At 43.8% G+C, this 24,170-nt stretch carries 14 protein-coding genes; 5 read left to right on the top strand and 9 right to left on the bottom strand.

The window, feature by feature from the left end; all coding sequences use genetic code 11:
- Positions 1-7: 7 nt before the first annotated feature.
- Entirely contained in the window at positions 8-1,723 is a 1,716-nt protein-coding gene (locus AC3WS5_RS03610) for a hypothetical protein (RefSeq protein WP_492465855.1), read from the top strand.
- A 63-nt stretch (positions 1,724-1,786) separates the two neighbouring features.
- Here AC3WS5_RS03610 and AC3WS5_RS03605 read toward each other — a convergent pair whose 3' ends face one another.
- From AC3WS5_RS03605 to AC3WS5_RS03570, 8 genes are all read right to left on the bottom strand, one after another.
- Positions 1,787-4,462 carry an alpha-L-rhamnosidase gene (locus tag AC3WS5_RS03605; RefSeq protein ID WP_492465854.1) on the bottom strand — a complete coding sequence of 892 codons (2,676 nt, stop codon included), beginning with the start codon at positions 4,460-4,462 and terminating at the stop codon, positions 1,787-1,789.
- Positions 4,463-4,592: 130 nt separating this feature from the next.
- A complete protein-coding gene (locus AC3WS5_RS03600) occupies positions 4,593-5,717 on the bottom strand; it encodes a DUF4998 domain-containing protein (RefSeq protein ID WP_492465853.1) in 1,125 nt (374 codons plus the stop codon).
- A gap of 47 nt (positions 5,718-5,764) precedes the next feature.
- Positions 5,765-6,979, bottom strand: a complete 1,215-nt coding sequence (locus AC3WS5_RS03595; RefSeq protein WP_492465852.1) for a DUF5000 domain-containing lipoprotein — start codon at positions 6,977-6,979, stop codon at positions 5,765-5,767.
- 38 nt (positions 6,980-7,017) lie between these two features.
- On the bottom strand, positions 7,018-8,955 hold the full coding sequence (locus AC3WS5_RS03590; protein ID WP_492465851.1) for a RagB/SusD family nutrient uptake outer membrane protein: 1,938 nt from the start codon (positions 8,953-8,955) through the stop codon (positions 7,018-7,020).
- Between the two features lie 22 nt (positions 8,956-8,977).
- The gene (locus AC3WS5_RS03585; RefSeq protein WP_492465850.1) at positions 8,978-12,379 is read right to left on the bottom strand and encodes a TonB-dependent receptor; all 3,402 of its coding nucleotides are present in this window, start codon (positions 12,377-12,379) and stop codon (positions 8,978-8,980) included.
- A gap of 500 nt (positions 12,380-12,879) precedes the next feature.
- A complete protein-coding gene (locus AC3WS5_RS03580; RefSeq protein WP_492465849.1) occupies positions 12,880-13,980 on the bottom strand; it encodes a FecR family protein in 1,101 nt (366 codons plus the stop codon).
- A 176-nt stretch (positions 13,981-14,156) separates the two neighbouring features.
- The gene (locus AC3WS5_RS03575; RefSeq protein ID WP_492465847.1) at positions 14,157-14,741 is read right to left on the bottom strand and encodes an RNA polymerase sigma factor; all 585 of its coding nucleotides are present in this window, start codon (positions 14,739-14,741) and stop codon (positions 14,157-14,159) included.
- A 189-nt stretch (positions 14,742-14,930) separates the two neighbouring features.
- Positions 14,931-16,571: a DUF3863 domain-containing protein gene (locus AC3WS5_RS03570; RefSeq protein WP_492465846.1), complete on the bottom strand. Its 1,641-nt coding sequence runs from the start codon at positions 16,569-16,571 to the stop codon at positions 14,931-14,933.
- A gap of 388 nt (positions 16,572-16,959) precedes the next feature.
- Here AC3WS5_RS03570 and AC3WS5_RS03565 point away from each other — a divergent pair, with 388 nt between their 5' ends.
- From AC3WS5_RS03565 to AC3WS5_RS03550, 4 genes are all read left to right on the top strand, one after another.
- Complete coding sequence (locus AC3WS5_RS03565; RefSeq protein WP_492465845.1) at positions 16,960-17,271, top strand: hypothetical protein; 312 nt, start codon at positions 16,960-16,962, stop codon at positions 17,269-17,271.
- Between the two features lie 183 nt (positions 17,272-17,454).
- Complete coding sequence (locus AC3WS5_RS03560) at positions 17,455-17,760, top strand: hypothetical protein (protein WP_492465844.1); 306 nt, start codon at positions 17,455-17,457, stop codon at positions 17,758-17,760.
- Positions 17,761-17,922: 162 nt separating this feature from the next.
- Entirely contained in the window at positions 17,923-20,229 is a 2,307-nt protein-coding gene (locus tag AC3WS5_RS03555; RefSeq protein WP_492465843.1) for a TonB-dependent receptor, read from the top strand.
- Between the two features lie 19 nt (positions 20,230-20,248).
- Positions 20,249-21,556: a sialidase family protein gene (locus tag AC3WS5_RS03550; protein ID WP_492465841.1), complete on the top strand. Its 1,308-nt coding sequence runs from the start codon at positions 20,249-20,251 to the stop codon at positions 21,554-21,556.
- Positions 21,557-21,564: 8 nt separating this feature from the next.
- Here the strand turns inward: AC3WS5_RS03550 and AC3WS5_RS03545 are convergent, their stop codons facing one another.
- Complete coding sequence (locus AC3WS5_RS03545; RefSeq protein ID WP_492465840.1) at positions 21,565-24,165, bottom strand: BamA/TamA family outer membrane protein; 2,601 nt, start codon at positions 24,163-24,165, stop codon at positions 21,565-21,567.
- Between the last annotated feature and the right edge of the window lie 5 nt (positions 24,166-24,170).

The raw sequence follows: 24,170 nt of genomic DNA, 5'->3' as shown, positions 1-24,170 counted from the left end.
TATGAAAATGTACAGGATTGTAAAATCTTTAATCGTAGGATCTCTGGTACTGGTTTCAACGAGTTCGTTTGGACAAGTACCACAGCGAAGCATCGAAAGGATTGATCAAATGCCGGATCTGCCAAAACCTTTCAATATAATTGATTATAACAAACTCGCAAAGGATTTTGACAAAACTGTTTATGATTTCAACGCAAAAGGAAAGTATTGGCCATTGATATGGATGGACAAGTCGAAAAAAAATTTTAATCAGAATATCGCTGTGATATATACTGCCCTTGGGGATGTAAGACAAGGACCGTACGTCAACCATGGTATGTTTCATGAAGCCCTGGCAAATATAGGCGCCGTGCTAGGCGCTTCGTTAGTTGGCATCGACAAGTCAAAACAGCCATACAATTATGTGGCGATGCTAAAGAACTATTTCAATAGGGAAACAGGATGGAATATTGTGATGAACAATACCGCCCCGGAGGTGGCTTTACTCGGTGGAGGTTATGGTAGGGATTGGTGGTATGACGTGTATCCGAATGTTCTGTTTTATGCAGTCTATGATTTGTACCCGCATGAAAAGGGGTTTGATGAAATAGCAAGGAGCATAGCCGATAAGTTTTATGCAGCGGACTCCATATTGAACGGCAGTTATGACTACTCTTATTTTGATTATGGCAAGATGCTTCCCCAGAAGAACGCAATATGTGCGCAACCGGATGCAGCAGCCGGCCATGCCTGGGTATTGTATGCAGCTTATAAACATTTCAAAGATCCCAGGTATTTAAACGGTGCGATTAGTGCTTTAGCAGCCTTGAACAAATTGACGGCTAACCCCACTTACGAGGTGTTAATGCCATTCGGCGCTTATTTAGCAGCCAGAATAAATGCAGAGCTTGGGAAGAATTTTGATACGCAGAAAATGCTTCACTGGAGTTTCGACGGGACAGCTAAATGTCGCGAGGGCTGGGGTGTACTGGTGGGAACATGGAGTGGATTCGATATCTCGGGAACGGTCGGAAGCACGGTTGACCGGGGTGGTTATGCTTTCTTGATGAACACCTACGATCTTGCATGGCCCATGGTGCCCATGGTCAGGTATGATCAGTCTTATGCTGCCGCAATCGGGAAATGGATGTTGAATGCTGCAAATGCCGCCAGGCTTTTTTATCCGCAGTATATGCCAAAAGATCATCAAACCTTGCCAAACCTGTCAGCAGTAACCAAAGGGGTAATCGCTTATGAGGGTTTTATAAAGAAGTCTTCCTACAAGGGTTTTGAGCACTTGAAAGCTCCGGTGGCCCAGGGCGATGGACCATTATGGGTGGAGGGGAAGAACCCGCAGGAGTCGCAGTTTAGTGTGTATGGAAGTGGTCATGTAGGTATCTTTGGAAGCATAATTAGAAAAACCAATGTTCCGGGAATTCTTCAGTTGGATGCATTGGCTACTGATTTCTTTCACGAGAAAGCGTTTCCTACATTTCTTTATTTTAATCCGCATAGGGAGAAAAAACCCGTTGTTATAAATAACCCGCAGAAACACAAGATTGATTTATATAACACAGTAACCGGCAGGTTTATTGCAAAAAATGTTGCAAAAAGGGCGATATTAAAATTAGAACCAGGCGCTGCTGCTGTATTGGTATTAGTCCCTTGCGGCTCTGTTATAAGGCATGAGAATGGAAAGATGTTAGCCAATAATGTCATCATTGATTTCAACATCAAAAAATGAAAGCGACCGGTACGAAGTTAAAGGCTATGATTCGACAAGAGGTTGCAAGTTGCTATGGTTTATTTACCGGATGGTAAATACATGTTTACCTGATGTTACCTGAACCGATGTCGTATTTATTATTTGCCCGTTGTTCCCGTAAACGGCTTTGCCTTTTAATGGAGGAAAAGTAATGGTTGCGGTTGAATTAGGCGGCACCACTACTTCATATTCAATTTTATTCTTAACCCGTTTCCAGGACGAAACAATTTTTCCGTAGGGGCCTTCATGTGTTGCTGTAAAATCTTTTAATGCCTGGGGGAAAGCGGGAGACAAAACCACATTTTTAAAGCCGGGTGCATTTTCATCCGGCCTGATACCGCCGATACCTTTGAAGAACCAACCGCCGATCTCACCAAACATCATGTGATTATCCGAAATATCCCTCGTCGCTTTAAGATCCCAGTTTTCCAGTAATGTGGTAGCGCCATTCACGATCCACCAACCCCAGGACGGATAAGTGTCCTGTACAGCAACCTTGTAAGCCGACTCCTTATAGCCATTATCATTAAGCGCATTCAAAAGCGCCTTGGCACCCAGCACGCCGACATCCAGGTGAAAGTTTGTTTCTTCGACCTTCTTGTTCAGGTTGGCTGCAACTTTAGCGATCATATCTTCCGGTACAATTTTCCAGTGCAGCGCCATGCTCAGTTCTGTTTGTGTGCCACTGGCATAGATACCGCTTTGCCGGTTCAGAAATTTATCATTAATAGCATCTTTTATCTTTTTACGTAAGGCATCATACTTTTCATAATCTGCTGTTTTTCCAAAAAGTTTTGAGGTCTTGGCCAATATATCCGCATCCACATAAAAATAGATCGAAGAGGTGAGCTCCAGATTGGAGGTTGATTTCACCGGTACCCAATCTCCTCTGCCAAAACTTGTCAACCCCGTCGGGCTGATGCGATCTACGTAATTTATATAGCGTTTGATATTTTCATAGTTATCGCGCAACGCGCGACTGTCGCCATAAAACATGTATAACTGCCATGGAATGATCGCGATGGTACTGGTCCAGTCCAATCCGTTTGCCGTTCCATATCCCCATCCTCCCGTTGGAATAATATCCGGCAACACACCATTCGGCTGCTGCTCGTCACGATGATCTGCCAGCCACTTCTCATATACCGTGATCCCATCAAAATTGTACAGAGCAGTTTCTATCGCTAAGTGTGCATCTCCTGTCCAGCCGTTCTTTTCACGTTGGGGACAATCCGTAGGATAACCCATCAGGTTAGACAGGTAGGCATTATTTGTCGCTTTCCAAAGTTTTGTGATCAACGTAGAAGAAGTTCCAATGGAGCCTATCGGTTTTACGTCGCTATGTACAAAATATGACGTTACACTATTCTTATTCAGATCAACCGGAGCGCTACTGGTCACCTCCACATACCGGAAACCTTTGTAGTTAAACTTCGGCATGACTTCATCTTCTTTGCCACTTAAAATTAAAATATCGGTCTGGAAAGGATCGGCATCTTTGTCCCCCCGGTAATACACATCAATATTGGACATATTCACCCTTCCGTTGTCGTAAAGCCGCTCGCCGTGCCTGACCTTTAAAACGGTTCCTTCCTTCCCCTTTACCCGGATCTTCGTTACCCCCGCCATATTCTGTCCCATGTCAAACACATACGTGGTATCATTGATCTTATTGACCTTGATAGGTTCAAAAGCTTGCGTTAACCGGATGGGGACCAGTTGCTGTGAAATAATTTTAGCGGCAGGTGCGCTTCGGTAACGTACTCCCTGCCATTTGGAATCATCAAATCCTGGTTTATTCCACCCTTCCTGTTCTAGCCGGGTATCGTAATGCTCTCCGGTATAAATGCTGTTTGAAATAATCGGTCCCGAAGAGGTTTTCCAATCACGTTCTGAGCGGACAACCTCCACCGATCCGTCAGTATACACAATTCTCAGATCCAGACAGAATGCCGGGCGGCCCCTCCAGGGCGCTTTATCAAAATCCCATACAGCCAGTGATTGATGATTGTACCAGCCATTACCTAAAATAACGCCGACGGCATTGGTGCCTTGCTGCAGTTGGTTAGTAACGTCATACGTTACATACAATACTCTTCTGTCAAAGCGGGTGTACATGGGATCCAGGAAATGGTCTCCAATTTTTTCCCCGTTCAGAGACAATTCATACAAACCTGCCGCGGCAATGTAAGCTCTTGCAGACCGGACAGACTTGCTTAGCCTGAATGCTTTCCGAAAATAAGGCGCGGGTCTGTATTGAATGTCATGATGATCGCTGATCCAGGCTCCCTGCCAGTTGTGCTTCTCCATCATCCCGGTCTCGAAAGTTGCGATGCGGGATAATAAAACATGCCCTTTCTCATCCTTCACATTCACTTTCCAGTAATAGGTAGTAAACGGTTGTAACGGCTTGCCGGCGTATTCCACAAGTTGAATAGCCGCCTTTGATTTCCCGGCTTCCCACATGTTTCCATTTCCGTCCGATACCGCGGCTGAATCCGTCCCAACAATAACCTGGCAATCAGATGGCACAACAGTCGCGCTATTCGCACTAATCTGCCAGGTAAAGCGAGGGTTAGGGTTATCAACACCAATAGGATTTTGCAGATGCTCGGTTCTTAGATTTATAACAGTTGCTTGTTGTGCCGAAGCCGTATTCATGCCGGTACTTATTACGGCAAACCCGGCAATTAGTAAAATCAGATGTACTTTTTTCAATTCTCCGTATTTATTGTCCTATTAGAGTGTTCGCGGGCTAAAGTTTACAATTATTTTTCTTACTTCCTATGATAAGTAATAATTTAATTTTCTGCTCTTCGAGGGGTATCCTCAAGGTTGTCTATTTCATTCAATAGCCATATACACTTATTTCTCCCAGTACCATATTATTATCCGTGCCGGTCAAACCAATAAATTTAAAGTACCGTGCTATCACTGCAGGCGACATTGGATAGAACTGTTCCCCATTTAATAGATTGTTGAACTTATAAACGCCAAGATCTCTCCACACAATATTATCCTCACTGACAAGGAGCTGGAAAGTAGTTGGAGCCCGCGAATCGCCACCCGGGCTATCATACGTAGTTCTTTCAACACTAAAATTGGTAATGTTTCTTTTCTTCTGCATATCAACCACTACAAAGTGAGGGTACCTTCGTCCAACCAATGTATGCCATCTTGTTGTGTAAGTCCCATCGATAACATTCTGCACCTTGTTATCATTTCCGCCATGGTTTGACGAAAAATCTACTATTGTCCAAGTTTGCTTTTTGAAATAAAAATCTCCAACAAGAGGTGAGTAAGCCGTATAAAACGTATCGATGGACAGCGTATCCGGCCGATACAAGGTTCGATACTCAATAGGTGTGCCCCGCTCGTAATCGGGTATGGTCGATTCTTTCTCACTAATCGGGAAACGGGCTGTCTTTTGTGACCCGGTGGTTGACCCATAGCGTACTTCTGTGGCAAATGCTCCCAATGTTTTATCAATATCCCGCCAGGCAATGAGCACGTTATCCCGATCATCCGCCATTTGGCGAAGGATAAGGCGGTTGTTTATCGACTCCTTATAGGCGTTGCCATATACCCTTCCGGTGGCATATACCGGTACGGATTTATTACCCAGCGCATCAAATGTATGAATCCGGAAATTATAAAGGTTTTCGGTCAGTGTAATGAATTGCCTAAGTGTATCAGTGTTAGCGGTTCTTGTTACAGGGACTTCCAAAGAATCATGCATATTGTTCCAATAGATCCTACAGCTGGCAACTTTGGGATCTGATTTAAACAGTCCCTGGATAAGTACACGGCCATCTCCCGAAAAAACGACCACAGAATCTATCTTCCCGGGATAAGAGATCTCCCCGCCTTCTACGAATTTTTTATAATCGCTCATTTTGGAACATGACGCGATAAAAAGATGGAAAAACAACACGGGGAATAGCCACTTTATATTGCTGTTATATCTGCTCATTTGATTATATTTTATTTTTATACCCATCAATACTTATTAGAATTATTTTAACGCCTGTCCCCATACAAAGAAATTTCTTTAATCTCGAACCAAGTAGTTCCCATCCAGTTTTGCAGGCTTTTAAATCGGAGATATCTTACCTTGGGGGCGTTGGGATCAAAATCATAATCGAAACCCGGCACGGCCTTACTCCAGTCTTCCTGCGTTGTTGTACCATAAGGGCTTCCCGAAGGTTTTATATTCTCGAAAGATCCAAGCCTGACCCAACTGTCCCAGCTTCCGTCCGGATTGGGACTGACTGATCCCCAAATCTCAAAAAAGCGCAATTGCCCACGATAGTAGAACTGATGCTGGCCATTACTCATGAATTCTGCATAATTCCAAATTTTAATACGACTGAGTTTTGCGAGCTGACCTAAATCTATGGTGATCCATTGCGGATTGAGATCGGCCATATCGGTGAGCATGCGGTTGCTTCCGGCCCAACTGACATCCCCATCCCACAATAATGGAATTCCGGGTGTTACTTTTTGTATTTTGGCATCACCAGGCAGGCGAACTTCACTAAATAAAGACTTACTTAATGCTTCTTCAAACAGGGGGTTAATCGTAGTAAAAAGCGTATCAGTGTAATTGAGAAACCGATCTCTTACCGTAACGCCAAATTGCTTCGCAAACGTGTCTAATCCGCGCGAGGTATAGCTGATACTGCTTTGCGAAGAGTAAATAAAGGGAGGATAAGGCACCCATTTTCCCAAAGAGTCCTTTTTTATGATCTCCAATGCTACGTTAGCCTGATTAGGGTTTTTCGCGGTTATTCTTACGCCTGCGAAATCGGGAAGTATCTTCACGCTTTTTAAGACTTCCCATATTGGATTTTCCAGCGGCTTAACCGTTACTAATACGGGTTGGGAAGCTGTTTCACTTCGATTTACAGAATATAGCTTCACCTCATGCTCGTTGGTATCTGCAAAGCCATCCAGCTCCATAGTATTTCCGTAATAAGAAGACTTGACCTCTCGTACCACCCCCGGGCGGATCTCGTACACCGCTTTAATATAGAGCAGGTCCTGGTTACGGGGTAGCACATAGGTAACTTTGGCTTTCCCTGGTTGATTTTCAACAGTAATGTTACTTACCTGATCAGGTGGATTGCTATTTTTTTCCAAAGGAATAATCAGGTCCTCCTTACATCCAGCCAACAGAAAAAGTGCTGCAATTAATACGGATAAACAGGGATATTTATTACTACTTGTTTTCATATTCTACGAATTAAATTGATCTCTATTAATTAAATGGATTACCACCCAGGATTCTGTACTAAATTTGAGTTCACGGTCATTTCGGCCAACCGTATAGGCCAGAAATAATCACGCGGTGCAATGAACTGCTGTTGATATACAGTCCTTACCCGATAATAGGCTTCGGCATCTTTTTGGTTAATATCCCATCCGAGAATAGGCCCATTAAGCTCTCTGGCAGACTCTTTCCATCGCCTTAGGTCCCAAAAGCGATTTCCCTCAAAGGCCATTTCTATCAATCGTTCGCGGCGTATGATGGCTCGCATTCCTTCTTTCGTATTAGGTTTCGCGGGGTTGGTCGAATATTTTTGCCAGGCATCTGCTACAGGTTCCAAACCTGCACGGGCACGAATTAAGTTCAGGTAACGGTGCACATCGGGTACCGGTCCGGATACTTCATTAAGCGCCTCCGCGTACATGAGGTACACGTCCGCTAATCGAATCTCGGGCCAGGGGTATTCCCTGACGGAAGTATTTGCGGCAAATCTTGATTCCCAGTTTACTAGTTTTTTCGTAAAATAGCCGGTTTCAGAGTAGAGGCCAAAAGCAGAGCCAGCGCTAATTTGACCCATCTTTGCTTTTACCACATAGGCCTCAAGATCTTTTCGGGCAGGCAAATCGGCTGTCAGCCACTTACCACCATCAAACCCTAAGTCTGCATAAAAACGGTTTTCCCGGTCAAAATTGATCCTCGCCGTCTTATATCTTACTTCAAAGTTTACACTTTCTTCAGGGGCAGCCATGCGCAAGTTACTTATCTCACTAAAGTCCTGCGTCTTATCTTCCTCTATTGGCACACCGTTTTTTGTGTAAAATTGCCGAACAATTTTTAACGGTGCTGCTAAGGAGGCGTAAGCCGCATTAATGCTCATATCTGCATAAAGTAGCGGCTGTCCTGCCCGCTGCAGAGTATTTGCGCGACTATTCGACAGGCCCCAGATCACCTCGTCATTCCACCGTTCGGTAATAGCACCGCGTATACTCATTTGGGTCATAGTGTTTTCTGACATTTCAAATCCGGGTATGGCAGTATAATAATATAATCTATGACCCGCTGCTTCGGCATCATCGATGGCTTCCTTTGCTGCACTCGCCGCTAATTGCCATTTTCCGGGATCATATTGAAGGTTAAAAAGCTGCTCTCCATCCTTATTTTCGAAAGACGCATAATCCGAATTACCATTAAATAGTGGACTTGCCGCCATCAGCAACAACTTTGCTTTTACGGCCCGGTTGATGGGCTTGGTAATCCGTCCAAGCTCATCATTCTTGTTGGTGATGACCAGCGGTAGATCCTGGTACGATTCGTCCAGCAGTTCCGATATGTATTTAACACATTCATCCACGGGCCTGCGCTTTATCCGAACCGCTTCGGGAGGAGCGGAAATAGCAATATTTTCCCTTATGATAGGAATAGGACCGTACATACGCAAAAGAAAAAAATGATAATATGCTTTCAGAAACTTCACCTCAGCAAGCCACCTGTTGCGCTTATCCAGTCGCAAGTCTCTTACTTTTTCCAAATTGCTTACGTTCTCCAGGAAGATATTACAATGCCGGATGGCCTCGTACAAGTCTTTGCCTTCCTGCATGCCATCCCAATAATTTGCCGCTGGGTCTCCGGCGTTTTGCAGGCCGCGCGCAATCACCGTCCATGTAGCCGCCTGGAAATACTGCCGATAATCCGGTATCCAAAGCTCATCACCGGCCAATAGACCGACATTGCCATTGGTTGAACCGCTCCCCGGTAAATAGTTATAACAGGTAAACAGGTATTTCTCTGCCTCTACAGTATTCGCGAATGCGTGATTGATGGTCGCCACATTATCAGGAACAATATCCAGAAACTTTTTACAAGACACACCAAAGAAGGTACATACGATCATTATCGTTACTAAACTACTGTTCCTTAAACCGAACTGTTTTATTTTGTTCATTGTTTGATCTCTTTTTTAATGCTTATAACCCCAAATTGATTCCTATGTTATAGACCCTTTGTACTGGATATCCTAAACCGTTTCCTCCCATTTCAGGGTCCCAGGTCTTGAACTTGCTTATAACAAACAAGTTGCTGGCATTTAGATAAATCCGACAATTGGACAAGCCCCAACGAGTCAGTTGCCTGGAAATAAGCGTATACCCCAATTCCACGTTCTTAACCCGCAGAAAAGAGCCGTCGCGCATCCACCAGGTCGATCGTTGGTTATTATTGTTATTTTGAATATTGCTAAGCCTCGGCCAAAAAGCATACAGATTTCTGTTATCTTCGGACCAATGATTTTCTGCAATCACGCGCAGTAACCCGTTCTGTTGGCCCCCGTTAGTAACAAAAGGGGAGATATCAGAAGGGCTAATAAAAAATGAGGATCGGGTTGAACCTTGAAGAAAGGCACTTACATCAAAACTCTTATAACCGAAACTGCCTCCAAAACCGTATATAATTTCGGGTGTCGTTGGCAGCCCAATGGGTACCGCATCCGCTTCATTGATGACGCCATCGCCATTTACATCCCGATATTTGATATCGCCGGCGCCATATTGAGCTTCCCTTCCTGATCCAAAGAACTGTGTAGGAGAGTTGGCAACTTCGTTATCATCCACAAATAATCTCTCTGCTATATAACCCCACTGCTGCTGTATTGAATAACCCACGTGCGTTCTATACCACTCGTTATCCTTATAAGTCGGTTCGTCGTACACCGTAGCCTTATTCCGCGCAAAAGTAAAGTTGCCCCTTAGCTGGGTCCACATACTTTTTTTGAAAGCCTTATTATAATTTATACCCACATCGACACCTTCGGATTCAGCCTTGCCGACATTGGCCTGCATACTAGCTTGCAAGCCCATGGTCCCGGGAACATATGACCGGGTCATTAATATGTTGCTCCGCTTTTGCCTGTAAGCATCAACAATTACATTTACTCCAAAGGCAGTGACGTCAAGGCCAAAATTTAACTGGCGTGATTCCTCCCAGCCTATTTTGTCATTGGAGTAGCGTGATATAGATACCCCTGGCCGGCTGTATCCCCAGTTTGTTCCAAAGCTCGCGCCATAATTGCCATTGTTCAGGTTTACGTCGGACATATAAAAGAATCGGGCGTTGGCGTCTCCGATAGCATCATTTCCGACTAAACCATAAGAAGCGCGAAGTTTGAGGTTTGAAATACCATCAACCTTAAAGAACGACTCCTTCGACACTACCCATGCGGCTCCCAGTGAAGGGAAAAAACCCCAACGGTTGTTTTTTGAAAACCGTTCTGAGCCGTTGTAGCCAAAGTTGAACTCTAAAAGATACCGCGTATCAAAAATATAGGACATCCGTCCGGACAGGCCCATGTTTCGTCTTGGCAAGGATTGCTCCAGACCATCATTCCTGGTATTGCTGACAATAGAATTCTGAACAATACCTATCAGCATTCCCGATACATCATGTTTTTCATGAAAGGTGCGGGCGTAGTTCGTCGCGACTTCCGTATAGAAATTGTTTGTCTGCTCTTTATCTCCTGAAGAGTAGTCCAGGTATTCTCGTCCGGTTTCACCCACCGATCCGGCGTTTCCATCGTTAAGGGGTGTAAGAGTGATGACATTGTCTATTGAAGAAGCACGGTAATAGAATGGTACATAACGGCGTTGGGAAGAAAAGCGGGCGTAGCGGCGCACGTAACTCATTGCTCTTACTGAAAGGCCGGGCAGCAGGGAACTCAAATCCTGCCTGACCTCCACCTGAGCGTTGATGGTAGAAGAAGTATGCTGCTGATATCCCGAAACCATATTTGCGTAAGGATTAGTATATAGGGTGGAAGTGCTACCTGGTACAAGCTCACTGCCAAACATCAAGTGACTGGTATAAGGGGAGAGCTCCGCAGGAAACAAGATAGGGAAAGCGACAGGATTTGCTTTAAGCACAGAATTGAAAACGCCCCAGCCGCCGCCTATAGGTCCGCTGTAATCGTCAAACTGGCCGTATACGCGTATAATTGCTTCGGTCGATTTTGTTAAGCTTAAAGTGTTGTTGGACCGGATTGAATAATTCCGAAGTTTAATATTACTTTTAAAATTATTCATTTCATCGTTTTTTAAAATACCCTTATCGGTGTTAAAGGTGCCTGCGATATAATATTTCGCAATACGCCCCCCTCCGCTTATACTCGTATTAAAGCGCTGATTCATCGTATAATCGCGAATCATCAACTTCATCCAATCATTATTGGGATATAATAAAGGGTCGGCCCCTGCCTCGGTAAAATCGATTTTGCTTAAGGAGTAAGGAATGGGCGCAAGCGGGTTCCTTGTCAACGCACCTTCGTTGGCGGCCTTCATATAGGTAATATTATCTGCCATGCGAAAGTTTTGGGTATTGCTGGATAAAGAATTTTCTGCACGAAAAGTAAACTTGGTTTTTTCAGTGACTCCCTGTTTTGTGTTCACAAGCAATACCCCATTAGCGCCCCTGGCCCCGTATACGGCTGCCGCCGTAGCATCTTTGAGAACAGAAAAGTTAGCGATGTCATCAGGCTGCAGACGGGCCAGATCGGTACCCGATGATTCAATACCGTCTATTAAAATTAGCGGATCCACCTTCCCTCCTCCAAAAGAACCCAACCCCCTTACAAAAAACTGTGCATTATCCTGACCGGGTTCTCCGCTTCGTTGGTATGAAATGATGCCGGCAATGCGGCCGGCAAGCATTGTTGTAAGGTTACTGGTCGGGCCTTTTATCTCTTTTACGTTAACTGTTGTAATCGCTCCAACCACATTTTGCTTCTTTTGTTGGCCAAACCCCACGATCACGATCTCCTCAATCTTTTGCCGCTCCAGATCCAGTTCCAGTATAATTGTGATTTCCCGGGCGTTTCCCGCGGCTATTGTTTTTTCTTTGTATCCTACTGAAGTAACCAATAACGAATCTGTCGCCGCATCTATTTCTATCATAAACTTTCCGTTTAGATCAGTAGAGGCGCCCCGCCTGGTTCCTTTAATAAAAACCGAAGCTCCCGCAATTGGCTCACCCGTCTTATTCACTACCTTACCGTTCAACACCCATGAGAGAGGCACCACCGGCTGTTGTCTCCTTGCTGTAATCAGGATTGCTTTATCCATTAATTGATAGGCAAACGGCTGACCTTCGAAACAAGCATCCAATGCCTGTTTCAATGAAACATTTTTAAGATTGAGCGAAACGTTGCGGGAACTATTTATCTCTTTACCATCAGCCAGTATCGAGTAACCACTTTGTTGACCTATCAGCTCTATCACATTCTTAAAGGGCTCATTCCTGGTCTTAATATTTATTTGCTGGGACCACACGGCAGCGCTCATTTTCAAGCAGAATACCGTCATCAGCAAAACAGTCAATTTCATTGCTAGAAAAATTTTAGACTTAGTTCTAGTACATGGAAAAGGCAAATAGGTAACTTTTCGCAATATATTATTACTGTCATTACGAAAATTAAATTTCATACATTTGTATTTGTTATGGTTATTAGATAATCAATGTGTCCTGCATTCGCTTATCCTGACCTAACTCTTCCGGAAGTGTGCCTGCACTTCCGGCTTTGTTTTTCTAAAAAGGATCAGTTTATTGTATTGTCTAAGACAAGCAGTTTTCAACCGCCAATATATAATAATATCCTCCTGGTTTAAAGGAGGGTGGGTCGGATATCATTTTTTATTTCAGCACCTGTTCATTCTCGTCATAAAAAATTACTTTCGGCTAGGCGCTTCACGCACAGAGAATTAATCGAAAAAAATTAAATTACCAAAGATGTCTTTCAGTATAGTCGATAGACTCGCAATAATATTTGAATGGCTTCAGGGGTGAATTGGTCGCTATATTCTTTATTGTATTAAAATTCCGAGGCTCACTCTATAACGTATATTTTTCTCCCTTCTGTTCTAAAATGAATATTACCAACAATCTCCAGCATTTGTAACATTTTTTCCAATGATATTTTCCTTTCGACTTTGCCATAAAAGAGGTTGCCAGGTAAGCGGTCATAGACAAATTCTACGTCATACCACTTGCTGATCTGCTCTTCAACAGTTCCAAAATCAGCATTGTCAAACACAAAATACCCATCTTTCCAGGCAGCAGTCGCTTCCGGATTTTGTTTTTGTGCTACAACTATTTCATCTTTGTCAGCCTTTAAGTACGACTCCTGCCCCGGCTTTAATACCTTCGTTACTCTTCCATTGGATAGCCGTATACTTCCTTCAATCAGCGTGGTCTTCACCTGAGTATTGTCAGCATTGGTACTTACCACAAAATGGGTCCCCAGTACCTCGATAGATTGCCCACCAGAGAATACTTTAAACGGCCGTTTTGCATCCTTGGCTACTTCAAAATACACCTCTCCGCGAGCCGATACCTGGCGCTCCCTTTTCCCAAACGCTACCTCAAATTCCACCGAGGAACGAGCGTTCAGCCAGAGTTTTGAGCCATCCGGCAGTGCTACCTTGCACTCACCACCAACAGGCGTTGTAAGGGTACTTTGCAGTGGCACAGCGTTTTGCGTAGCCGCAGGCACCTCATACTTAATTGTACCATCGGCAGTACGTGAAATCAGAAGCCCATTTTTATTATAAAGAACTTCGTTTGAACCAACCCCCAGGTTAATGCTAGTACCATCTGACAACTTGATGGAGGCCTTTTCGGTACCAGGCACTACAGCCATTTCTTTTTGAACGCTTTGTTGTTTCACAGAGCGGGTTTGAGGATACAACCAAAAAAGGCCAAAGCAGATCAACAGAAGGGCTGCCGCAACATGAAACCATCTTCGTTTCCAGAATACGACGTGGACATTTGTTTCCGTAACCAAGGCATCCACTAAAAGCCTCTTGATCCGATCACTCTGATGCGCTGTTATCACGACGCCCTTGTCATTATCTTCGCTATCAAAATAACGAGTGTGAATTTCATGTAGCAACAATCGGTTCGATTCATTACCGCTGAAAAATTTCATTAAAACAGCTATTTCCTCCGGTGAGCACGCATCGTTAGTATATTTCCTAAGTAAATCTGTATAGTATTGAATATCCCTCTCCATTGAAAATAATTGTTTTGCCGTTATAATATAATATCTTTCCGGTAGAAAATAGGGTGGGTCTGCTTTATTTTTTCTTTTTTGATATGCAGCAACTAACATATTGGCAGTAACGCCAACAATAGCAGTAATTGAAAATCGGTATATTTATTTAAGTACAATTTAATGGCTTTCATAGCCAATATCATATGTTCTTTTACCGTGTTCTTTGAAATCCCTAATTCTTCAGCCACAGAATCGTAGCTTTTTCCCGTTTCCCGGCAAAGCTGAAAAACCTTTTTTCGTTGTGGGGGGAGATGTTCAATGGCTCTTGATAGAATTTTCTCATATTCCTTCCATCGCAACTTATCCTCACTTGGTTCGGCATGTGAGTATGGTATCGATTGTATGCGTTCTAAAAATGCCTGCTGTCTGGCGTTCTTTTTCAGCGCTTTAAAAACGCAGTTCCTGGATATTTTATACAAATAAGCCTGAAATGACTGCGCACTGTCGATTTTTGCCCTCACTCTCCATAAAGTTAGAAACACTTCCTGTAGAATATCTTCAGTAAGCTCAGGAATTTTTACGAAGCGAAATATAAAGGCATACAACCGCGTATGGTACAGATCATAGATTCGGGTAAAAGCCCGTATATCGCCATCCTTCAATTCCTCGATTAATGCAGCTTCTTCCTTTTTCATTTAACTTATATGACAAGTTATTCTGCTAAATAATTACCAAAGCTAGAATGTCACCGGATCAAAACTAACTAAAAGATATTATGCTGCCATCCTGTACTATAGGCCCCACCCGATTATTCGGATTACTTTTATTCATTTCTCAATGGCTTATGTAATATTAGGTGGTTACAGTATACAATGCTATTTTACTCACTTCCCGTTGGTAAGCAATAATTTTATCCGCTGGTGTTCGGGCGTCATTCTGAATATGAAATCCTCACCCCCCACAAAATTTCCGGTTAAGGCCTTAATACTATATGTATGGTTCTCAAAATTCCCCTGAACAGTTCTCCGCTGAACGGCAACAAAAGGCAAGGTAATATCTTTACCTTTCCGCATGTCTATAAACCACTTTGCATTACTGCTTGTTTTCAAATATACTAATAGCTCTCTTTCGGTAAACTCTACATGCAATGTTCCGCTGATATTTTCCAGCGGCCAGGCTATTTTCAATTTACCCTTTTCTTTATCATCCACAACAGGTGTGCCGCCCGTCAACAATTCTTCTTTACCATTCCGCATCACTTTAAACCAGCCTCCGGCATAGCTCCCCTCTTTGCTCCACAGGTACCCATCCATAACGGGCAACGTAAAGAACACACATTCATTAGACGTGACAGGCGTCTTCTCATAGCGGGACGCCAGCGCTTCATCAAACATATGAATGTCCCTGAAACGCAACGTATTCCCTTCCCATAAAAGATTTGCCCGGTAGTAACGGCTGTTGAACCACACCGTCTTTTTATTTCCATCGCGTACATCTTCCAAAGCGGTAAACGACGTGGGTGGCGTAACCGGAAACTGCTTTTTAAACCACTCACCCGATTCGGCTAAGGTTTCCACGCGGATCTTTTTTTCATCTCTCAATGTTGCAATCAACGGGAGCTGCATCTCCAGCCCCTTTGACATGGCACTCCAGGTGAATGAATTTTCCTGCCCCGTCTGGGTATAATTAAAAGCCATGGAAGGTCCCTTGATCAACTGGTCGAAAAACCAATGCACCCAGGTTGAGTCACCACCCGCTTTCGGATAAACCGGCTCTAAGGTTATAACGCCCTGCCTTGTGCGCTCCACCCCATCATCGTACTGGTGTATGGGATCGCTGCCAAGCATCCTGAAAACCGGGACAGGTATCTGTTGCTCTTTATTCTGTGCAGGCATATAAGCATTTCTTTTGCTGGGGTAATAAGCCTGGTTCCAGTAGCCGCCCCATAAGGTGTACCCATCTGTCCCATACTGGTCTTTACAATTCGCTGATGCTACGATGTGGTACTTCTCGTACATGTAATTTAAACTGTGCTCATCTATGAACCAGGAAGCGACAGACTTGGGGTAATATCCAAATATGTTTTTGAAATCTGCCATATACACATCAATCAGTTTTTCTCTTTCTGCAGGCGTATAGCCGGTAGAAAATCCTACGTCAGCATGCCAGTCCCAGGGGTAGCGTCCCCGCCATTTCATCCCGGCTTTTTCCACCAGCGGTTGCGGGATCTCCCACCAGGCGCCAATTTCAAAAATATCTTTCGGTAGCTTTTTTAATAAATCCTGGTATCGTTCATCCATCAATGCATCGTATTGTAACAAAAAGGAGCCTCCTAATTGATACTTATTCATCAGCTCAATTTGCTTTACCACTGTCTGGTACAAAACCTCTTTTGTAATATGATCAGGGTCCCGCGGTTCAATATCCCGGATGAAATTGATGATGTTTACAACGCGGGGAGATTGTGCCCAACTCCAATTACATATGACAATGCTAACAATAAAAAATGCAAGAATCTTCCTCATAAACTATCACTATTTTATTAAAGTATTCCATTTTTCAGGCAATATCCATGTAAAGCAAGGTCCCGCCTATGGTACAGCTACATCTTTGATATGATCCAATCCAAAACCAATGGCCGCCGTTACGCTTAAATACGCTCCTATAGAAACAGGTGGCGCCTTAACGCCACTTCAGAATACAGGCTGTTCTGCGCTATGTTCTGAATACAGGATTAAGACATCCTCCGGCCACAAAAATACACCAAGAACTATACGCCACTGTCTATCTTTGTAAAAATAATAAACTCCGGAAGAGGATGTTTCACAACTTTACTAATAACAAATAGCTTATTGGCGCGCAGAATGGTATTTACCAAAACAGGCCGCTCAAAGCAAACCAACAAATTTTAGCATGACAGACAGCACTATAAAGAAAGCAATTGCTTGTAAGCTGACCACTCCCGAGCTGCAAAAGAGAAAATCGGAAGTAATTACTTCACTAAAAGAAAAGGTGGAAAAGCGTGAGGAATTACCCAACGGATTTTCTTACCTGTTTGAATCTACAGATGCAAATATTGATGAGGTAATCACTTTTATAAAAACAGAACGTATCTGCTGCGATTTCTTTAACTTCAAAATCTCCGTGGAAGATAATAAGCTGTGGCTTATTATTACCGGCGAAGATGGGATAAAGGACTTTATAACGAATGAAATAGGGTTATAGGGTATTTGCCCAAATTATTTTCAGGCAAAACGCTGAAAGTCCCATAAATCGCCTGAGATTGTGCTCCATTTAGTAAGTTACAAATATTACCTTTGCCGAACATTGACATGCTTAATCACATATAAACAGCTGGGAGTCATCATTCTGTTGATTGCGCTGCTTCTACAATTACTAAACAGGGTGTTGATTATAAGTGATTATTACCTAAACACACAAAGTTATGCCGCTAAATGTGAAAACAAGGCACGCCCGATGTTGCACTGCAATGGTAAGTGTCAAATGGCGAAAAAACTAGCGAAACAAGAAAAGAAAGACCAACAAAATCCCGAAAGTAGGGGAGGTAACAAAAACGACTTTTATTTTTTCAATCAATATCTTGTTACACTACCGCTCTTAGCTTCTTACCGCGAGAAGCAAAATTTTCCGTTGCTACCTGATCCCGAAACCATCAATCGTCCTCACTCCGTTTTCAAACCACCTGCCGCCTGATAACTCATCAGCGTATCACAGGATTGCCTTTTCCGAAAATGAATTAGGTTATACTCCTGTGGATACATCTTTCATTTTCCTATAAAAAAGCATGTGCACGAACACATGCCCCCAATTTCAATGAAAGGAGGGTCATTCAACCTTTCCTAAAAATTGTATTCAATGAAACTAATAAAATATTTTTTAGTACCTGCAATTTCTATTCTTCTCAGTACTAAAGCAGATGCTAAACAATATACTATCAAAGGTCATATTTATGATCTTCAGAGCCATCAGGTGCTCAGTGGTGTCACCATAGAATCCGCTGACATTCACGTCAGTACTCTTTCGAACAGTACCGGATATTTTGAAATAAATACCAATCAACCCCAAGGGACGCTCCGGTTGTCCATGATAGGTTACCGGACACAAACCGTGCGCTATAACCATCAGGACGAGGATTTAAATATTCAACTGGAAGCTGATGCGATTTCTTTAAATGAAGTACGTGTAACCGCATATAGCAGCAACAAAACAAATAAAGAAACACCCGGCTCAATTGCCAGTCTCAGCGGCAGTCAGCTACGGCAGGGGAATGGCGTATCATTACAATCAGCCCTTAACAGCGTCCCCGGTGTTAAAATGGACCAAAGCACACTTTCTGAATCTCGCATTTCTATCAGGGGAAATGGCGTTAGGGCGCAGTGGGGAATTCGTAATATAAAGATTTATGTAAATGATATTCCTGTAACAGAAGCTGATGGCACTACCCGCATTGAGGCGCTGGATGTAAACGACATAGGAAAGGCAGAAATCATAAAAGGCCCGGCATCCAGTATTTATGGTAGCGGGACGGGCGGCGTCATCAATTTCCAACTGCAGCGTTCTCCCTACCAGGAACAAAGTGTAGAAGTCTCAAGCCTTGCCGGTTCTTACGGGCTGAGGCGCCTGGCCACGACTTATCGCAATGGTGGAAATAAAATGAACAGCTATATTTCTTATGGCTGGCAGCAATATGACGGATTCAGAGTGCATAGCCATGACCTGAGGCGTTTCCTTGCTGGCAACTTTCAGTTTTTTCCGTCTGAAAAGCAAACGATTACCCTCTTGTTGAACAGAACAACCCAGCATGCCCAGATTCCGGGATCGCTTACACGGCAGCAGGTGGAAGAAAACCCGAGGCAGGCCAATGCAACTAACCTGGATAAACACGCGGGGCGCTATCAGAATTGGACCCGTATTGGAATTGGGCAACAATATCTATTCAACGACAAGCTTTCTAACTCAACCAGTATTTTTACGTATTTCTATGATTTAGATCACCCTTTGCCGTATGCCTATATTCGGAATTACTATCAAAGTTATGGCGGCCGAACGCGATTCACGTTTGATCCGGCCTTTATGGTGTTCCCAACTAAATTTACCGTGGGTGCAGAATTTAACCAGGCTAATACCAAAGGAGCCCAGTATGTGAATGAACATGGCCACGAGGGCGCAGTGAAAAGCAATACCGATTATAAAAACACGCTTTACTCCCTTTTTTACCAATCAGAAACTTCCATCAGTCCGAAAACAACCCTGGCAGCAGGACTTAGCTATAATGGTCTCACTTATGATGTTAGCGATTACCTGGTTCCTGGAAAAAGTGGCATTAAGAAATTTAAGCCACAAGCTTCGCCGCGTATAGCTTTAAGCCACAATTTTAGTAACGCACTTTCTTTGCATGGAAGTATTAGTTCCGGCTTCTCCCCCCCTTCAAGTTCAGAGATAAATAACGTTGACGGCAGCATCAATACCAGACTTCAGGCGGAAAAAGGCATTAATTATGAGATAAACGCAAAAGGTAATTTGTTTCGGTCCCGTTTAGCTTACGACCTCGCTCTTTTTAAAATGGATATGAACGGCGAACTGATTGCGCAGTCAGTGCAGCAGGGGATTACCATTTATAACAATTCCGGTCGCACCAGCCATAATGGTATCGAGTTGGCAATGTCATATCTGGCCATAAAAGAAAAGGATGGTAAAGAAATCTCCTTGCTCAGACCGCATGCAGCGGTAACCTACTCGCATTTCCGGTTTGATGATTACAAGATACTGGATGCTAAGAATCAGGTAAAAGCTGTATATGACGGAAATCAGCTTACCGGTATTGCTCCCTGGGTAGTAAGTGCAGGGCTTAATATAGAAACAAAAAGAGGAATCTACTTCGATGGAAATTATTTTTTTAATGACCGTTTTCCTTTAGACGATGCCAATACTGCCTACAACCCTTCTTACCAGGTTTTGAATGCCAAAATAGGTTTCAAAAGAGGCCTGTCCAAACACTTTGGAATTAACGTTTATGCCGGCCTCGACAATATGACCAATAGTCGTTATAGTTCCCTGACCTCTCTGAACGCCGTTGCCTATGGCGGAGGGTCACCAGCTTATTTTGGGCCTTCACCCGCGCGGAACGGATATGGTGGCTTTAACGTCAAATACATTTTTTAAACATTTAATTTTAATCGAAATGAAAAAGTTATTCATTTTATATATCGTATCACTTCCCCTGCTGCAATCTTGCAGCGATAGCGGCAACAGTAAAGAGCAAGCTCCAATCATGCTCTCCAATGTAGGTAACAAAGCGTCCTGTGTATTCCTTACCAAAGATCAAAAGAACAATCCTGTTATTAGCTGGGCAGAGGTAGACAGGGCGGGAAATAAACATGTCTATTTCGCAAACTGGGATGCACGGTCGCAGAAATTTACGCCTGGTATTGCCATACCTATTGAACCCAATACGAGTATTCATGAAGAAGGGATGCCTAAGATTGCGTTTAAAGGCGATGGTACAATAGTAGCCACATACGAGACATCTGTTCCCTCAGAAAAAAGCAGGTTTGGGTTAAGTGATATTCAGTATGTGATGTCCTTTGACAAAGGGAAGACGTGGACCGCCCATAAATCTATTCAACCCCGCACCACACAAACAGGTTCACGCTCCTTTGGCAATATGATACGGCTGGATGATGGAGAAATTGGCGTTTCGTGGCTGGATACGGATCCGGACGATACAAATAGCGGGCGTCCCGTCAAATTCTCGAAAACGCAGGGGAATGAAGGCTTTGGAAGTGCTGTGGTCATAGAACCTACTGCCTGCCAGTGTTGTCGGACAGCTATCAGCAGCGATGGGCGGGGTAATGTAAGTGTTGCATTCCGGAATTTGCTCTCCGGCTCCGTAAGGGATATTTCCATTGGTAGCTCTGCCGATAATGGCCGCACTTTCGGTAAGACTGTGCCTTTCAGCAATGATCATTGGGTCATAGACGGGTGCCCTCATAACGGGCCATCAGTTGCAAGCAGCGATGAGAAAACATATGTAACCTGGTTTACCGGATCTAAACAAAAGGGTGTTTTTTATGCAGTGTTGGATAAAAACAACAACATGCTGTTAAAGCGGCAACTTAACCCGAACGGCCGGTTTGCGCAACTATGTCTTATGCCGGATGGAACCCCGATTGTTGCGTATAATGTAAGCTACCGGCAAGGAGATTCCACGCGCAGTAAAATTATCGTAAACAAGATAAATGGAAACGATTTCTTTGAAAAAGAAGTTACGCGACCTCGCATACATGCATCTTATCCGGTAGTGCTAGCCGCAGGAGCGCAGCATGTAATCATCGCATGGTCTGAGAATGATAAAATTTTTTACACCCTGATGAGTACAAATGCTATTACTGATGTCGCAAAAGGAATAAAATCACCTTTTCTACGCGTAGAAAAGGACGAAGTAACGGCGTGTCTCCCGGGTGAGCTGCAAAAAGAAAGTCGGAAGTAATCACGCCGCTAAAACAAGAACCCAAACCTGACGGAAAAAAGTCCCTTTTTCTCATCCTGCGAAAATTCCATCTGGGCGCTGATTATGGCCATCTCATAGGGCGATACCCAGATGCCACCCCCATAGCCATGATGCCACTTATATGAGGTCTCCCCTTTACTCCAGACTCTACCAACATCGTTAAAACCGATCAACCCTAAATATCCTTTTGTAAGATAACTTTTCACACGGCTCAATCTGATCCTCAGATCGGTGTTCTGATAAACGGAGGCAAATCCCGAGTAACGCGAATAACGGAATCCACGCAGGTTGTCACGACCGCCCACTGTATTTAACTGGTAAAAATCGTAATCACCCGCATTGAGGGCGCCGCCAGCCCTGAATGCCACAACATGCCCGGCTGATTTCAATGGCTTAAGGAATAATTTTGCTTCTCCTTGCATACGATTGAACCTGCTATTAATCCCTGACAATCCATAATAGAACGTGTTCCGGGCAGCCAGGTAAACCCCTTTCGTAGGATAAATGATACTGTCTCTTTTGTCAAGCGTCAGGCCGGCATTGAGCCCGATGAATTCTTTTCTCTCAAAGATTTGGGGATCCAGGCCGTTCACCTGCAGATCAGCAATATACCGACCGGGCGTTTGTTCAATGCGTGTGTTCTGATAAAATGCGCCACCCGAAATATCTATTCCGGAGTGAAACCTATGGCTTAATTCAGGACTTATAAATAACTCACCAATGCGAACCCTGTTATAATCTTTGTTCAGCACAGTCTTCTTTGTTTCATTTCCTGTGCCGAAATAATTCCGTGTAAATTTGGGATCGCGAAAATGAAATTTTAAACTCAAGTCGATATTACTGAAGATATCGGTATATTTTCCAGTGTACTTAAACTCCTTCGCCCTCGTTGCCGTTGAATAATTAAACAAAACCTGATGCCTTGAAGCAAATGGTTTTCTACGGAAATCAAACGTTGTCAGATCAAATCCTGCAGCCAGAAAAACGCCCTCGTCGATGCTATACCCGGGATATACCATTGGTATTAACTTATTATAGTTGAACTGGTTGTAATTGTAGGTAAATTTTCCCGGATCGGCTGATGTTACCATCCTGGCTTCTCCCGAATTCGTAACCCTGGTTTTGGAATTGTCATCGTAAATAATCGTCTTCCTGCTAATTCCTTTAACTACTGAGTTATCGTCAATGACATCCCTACCCTTTCCACTGACGATATGGATCCTCGGCCCCTTTTCAACACTTCCTTCAAGCTGAAAGACGTCATCACCGTCTAGTCCGTAGAGCATTATTTCTTTGGTCTCAGCCGTGTTAAATACCCGTTCATAATATGGTTTTCCCGGCTTCTGTTTTTTGCTCATATTAAAAATCGTCACCTTTGTTTCTGAATTGCTAATACGATCGACTGTGAAGAAATCGGATTTATTAGTTCCTACAACATCAACTTTTTCAGAGAGTATTTCGTAGTAATCTAGAGCAAACCTATCAAGACCATCTCGCCTTGCCCTTAATTTAGCTGCGATCTGATCCCGGCTTTCATTGGTTGACTCCTTTGGCATATTATTCAGCGCCTGATCGATGACTTCATCGGTAACCGCAGATTTCAACGCCAGGATGGTGGTATTCCAATCATCCCGTGACAGTTCATTGAGGAGCCGCCGGTCGAGATGCCTTGCCTGGCTATTCAGCCCTTTCAGATCTTTTATTTTATAATCCAGTCCCTGTATCTTCCGCAACAGAAATGGGCGCGTTGAGAACCAGGGTACGATACCCTCGACAACGAAAAAGGCCATATCCCTGTCACGCGGTACCGGCCTGTATATGGTCGCGCCATTTTCTTTAAATGCCGCCCACCTCCACTGATCTTCATGTCTGTCCCAGTCGCTGATGAGTATGTCGACCAGCCTCGACCTCAGGTATTGAAATTGATCTACACGCGACTTGTGATCATTACTTATTTCTTCAAGCATTTTCAATGTGCCGATAATTTTTTTTGAGTATCCAAAACTGGCTACATCATCACGATTGCCATCGGGCCTTTCCTCCAGAAGATATAAGCCCTCCCATTTGCCACCATATTTCACCGGCACAGAATCCCTGGAAAGATAGACAAGTCGGGGGTTAGTATGAAAGACCCGTGCAGCTTCGGCAATCGCAGAGACGCCCAACGCTCCAAAGGGGTGGGAGGCAGATATCTGATCCTGAACAATGTCTTCGGCAAACTCAGTTCTGAGCATGCCAGGGATGGACGATGATGGATCTTTATCCACCGAGCGTAGTACCCATTCCTTCCCCAGGTCGTCCTTTAAGCGGAGGCTTCGGGTTTGAAAGCCCCCTCCCATACCGGTGATTTCGAGCTTTCTTTTACCATTCCTGAAATCAAAAACCGGCGCTTCAACCGGCGTAAGCCATTCTTCGCGATAATTATTTCCTAACCAGAATTTCCTGAATTTATTTGCCCTGTATATTTCCTGCCCGGGCGCAACAATAACAGTGTCGTCGTGACGAGAACTATCAGTACTCTCAAAAACCGGGTTCCTATTCTCCTGGCCTTCAGCTCCAGGGATCGCAGCACTGATTATTACAGCCATAACGA

The sequence above is a fragment of the Niabella sp. CPT15-335-S11 genome (assembly GCF_058792415.1).
This window is presented reverse-complemented; position numbering and strand designations above follow the sequence as displayed.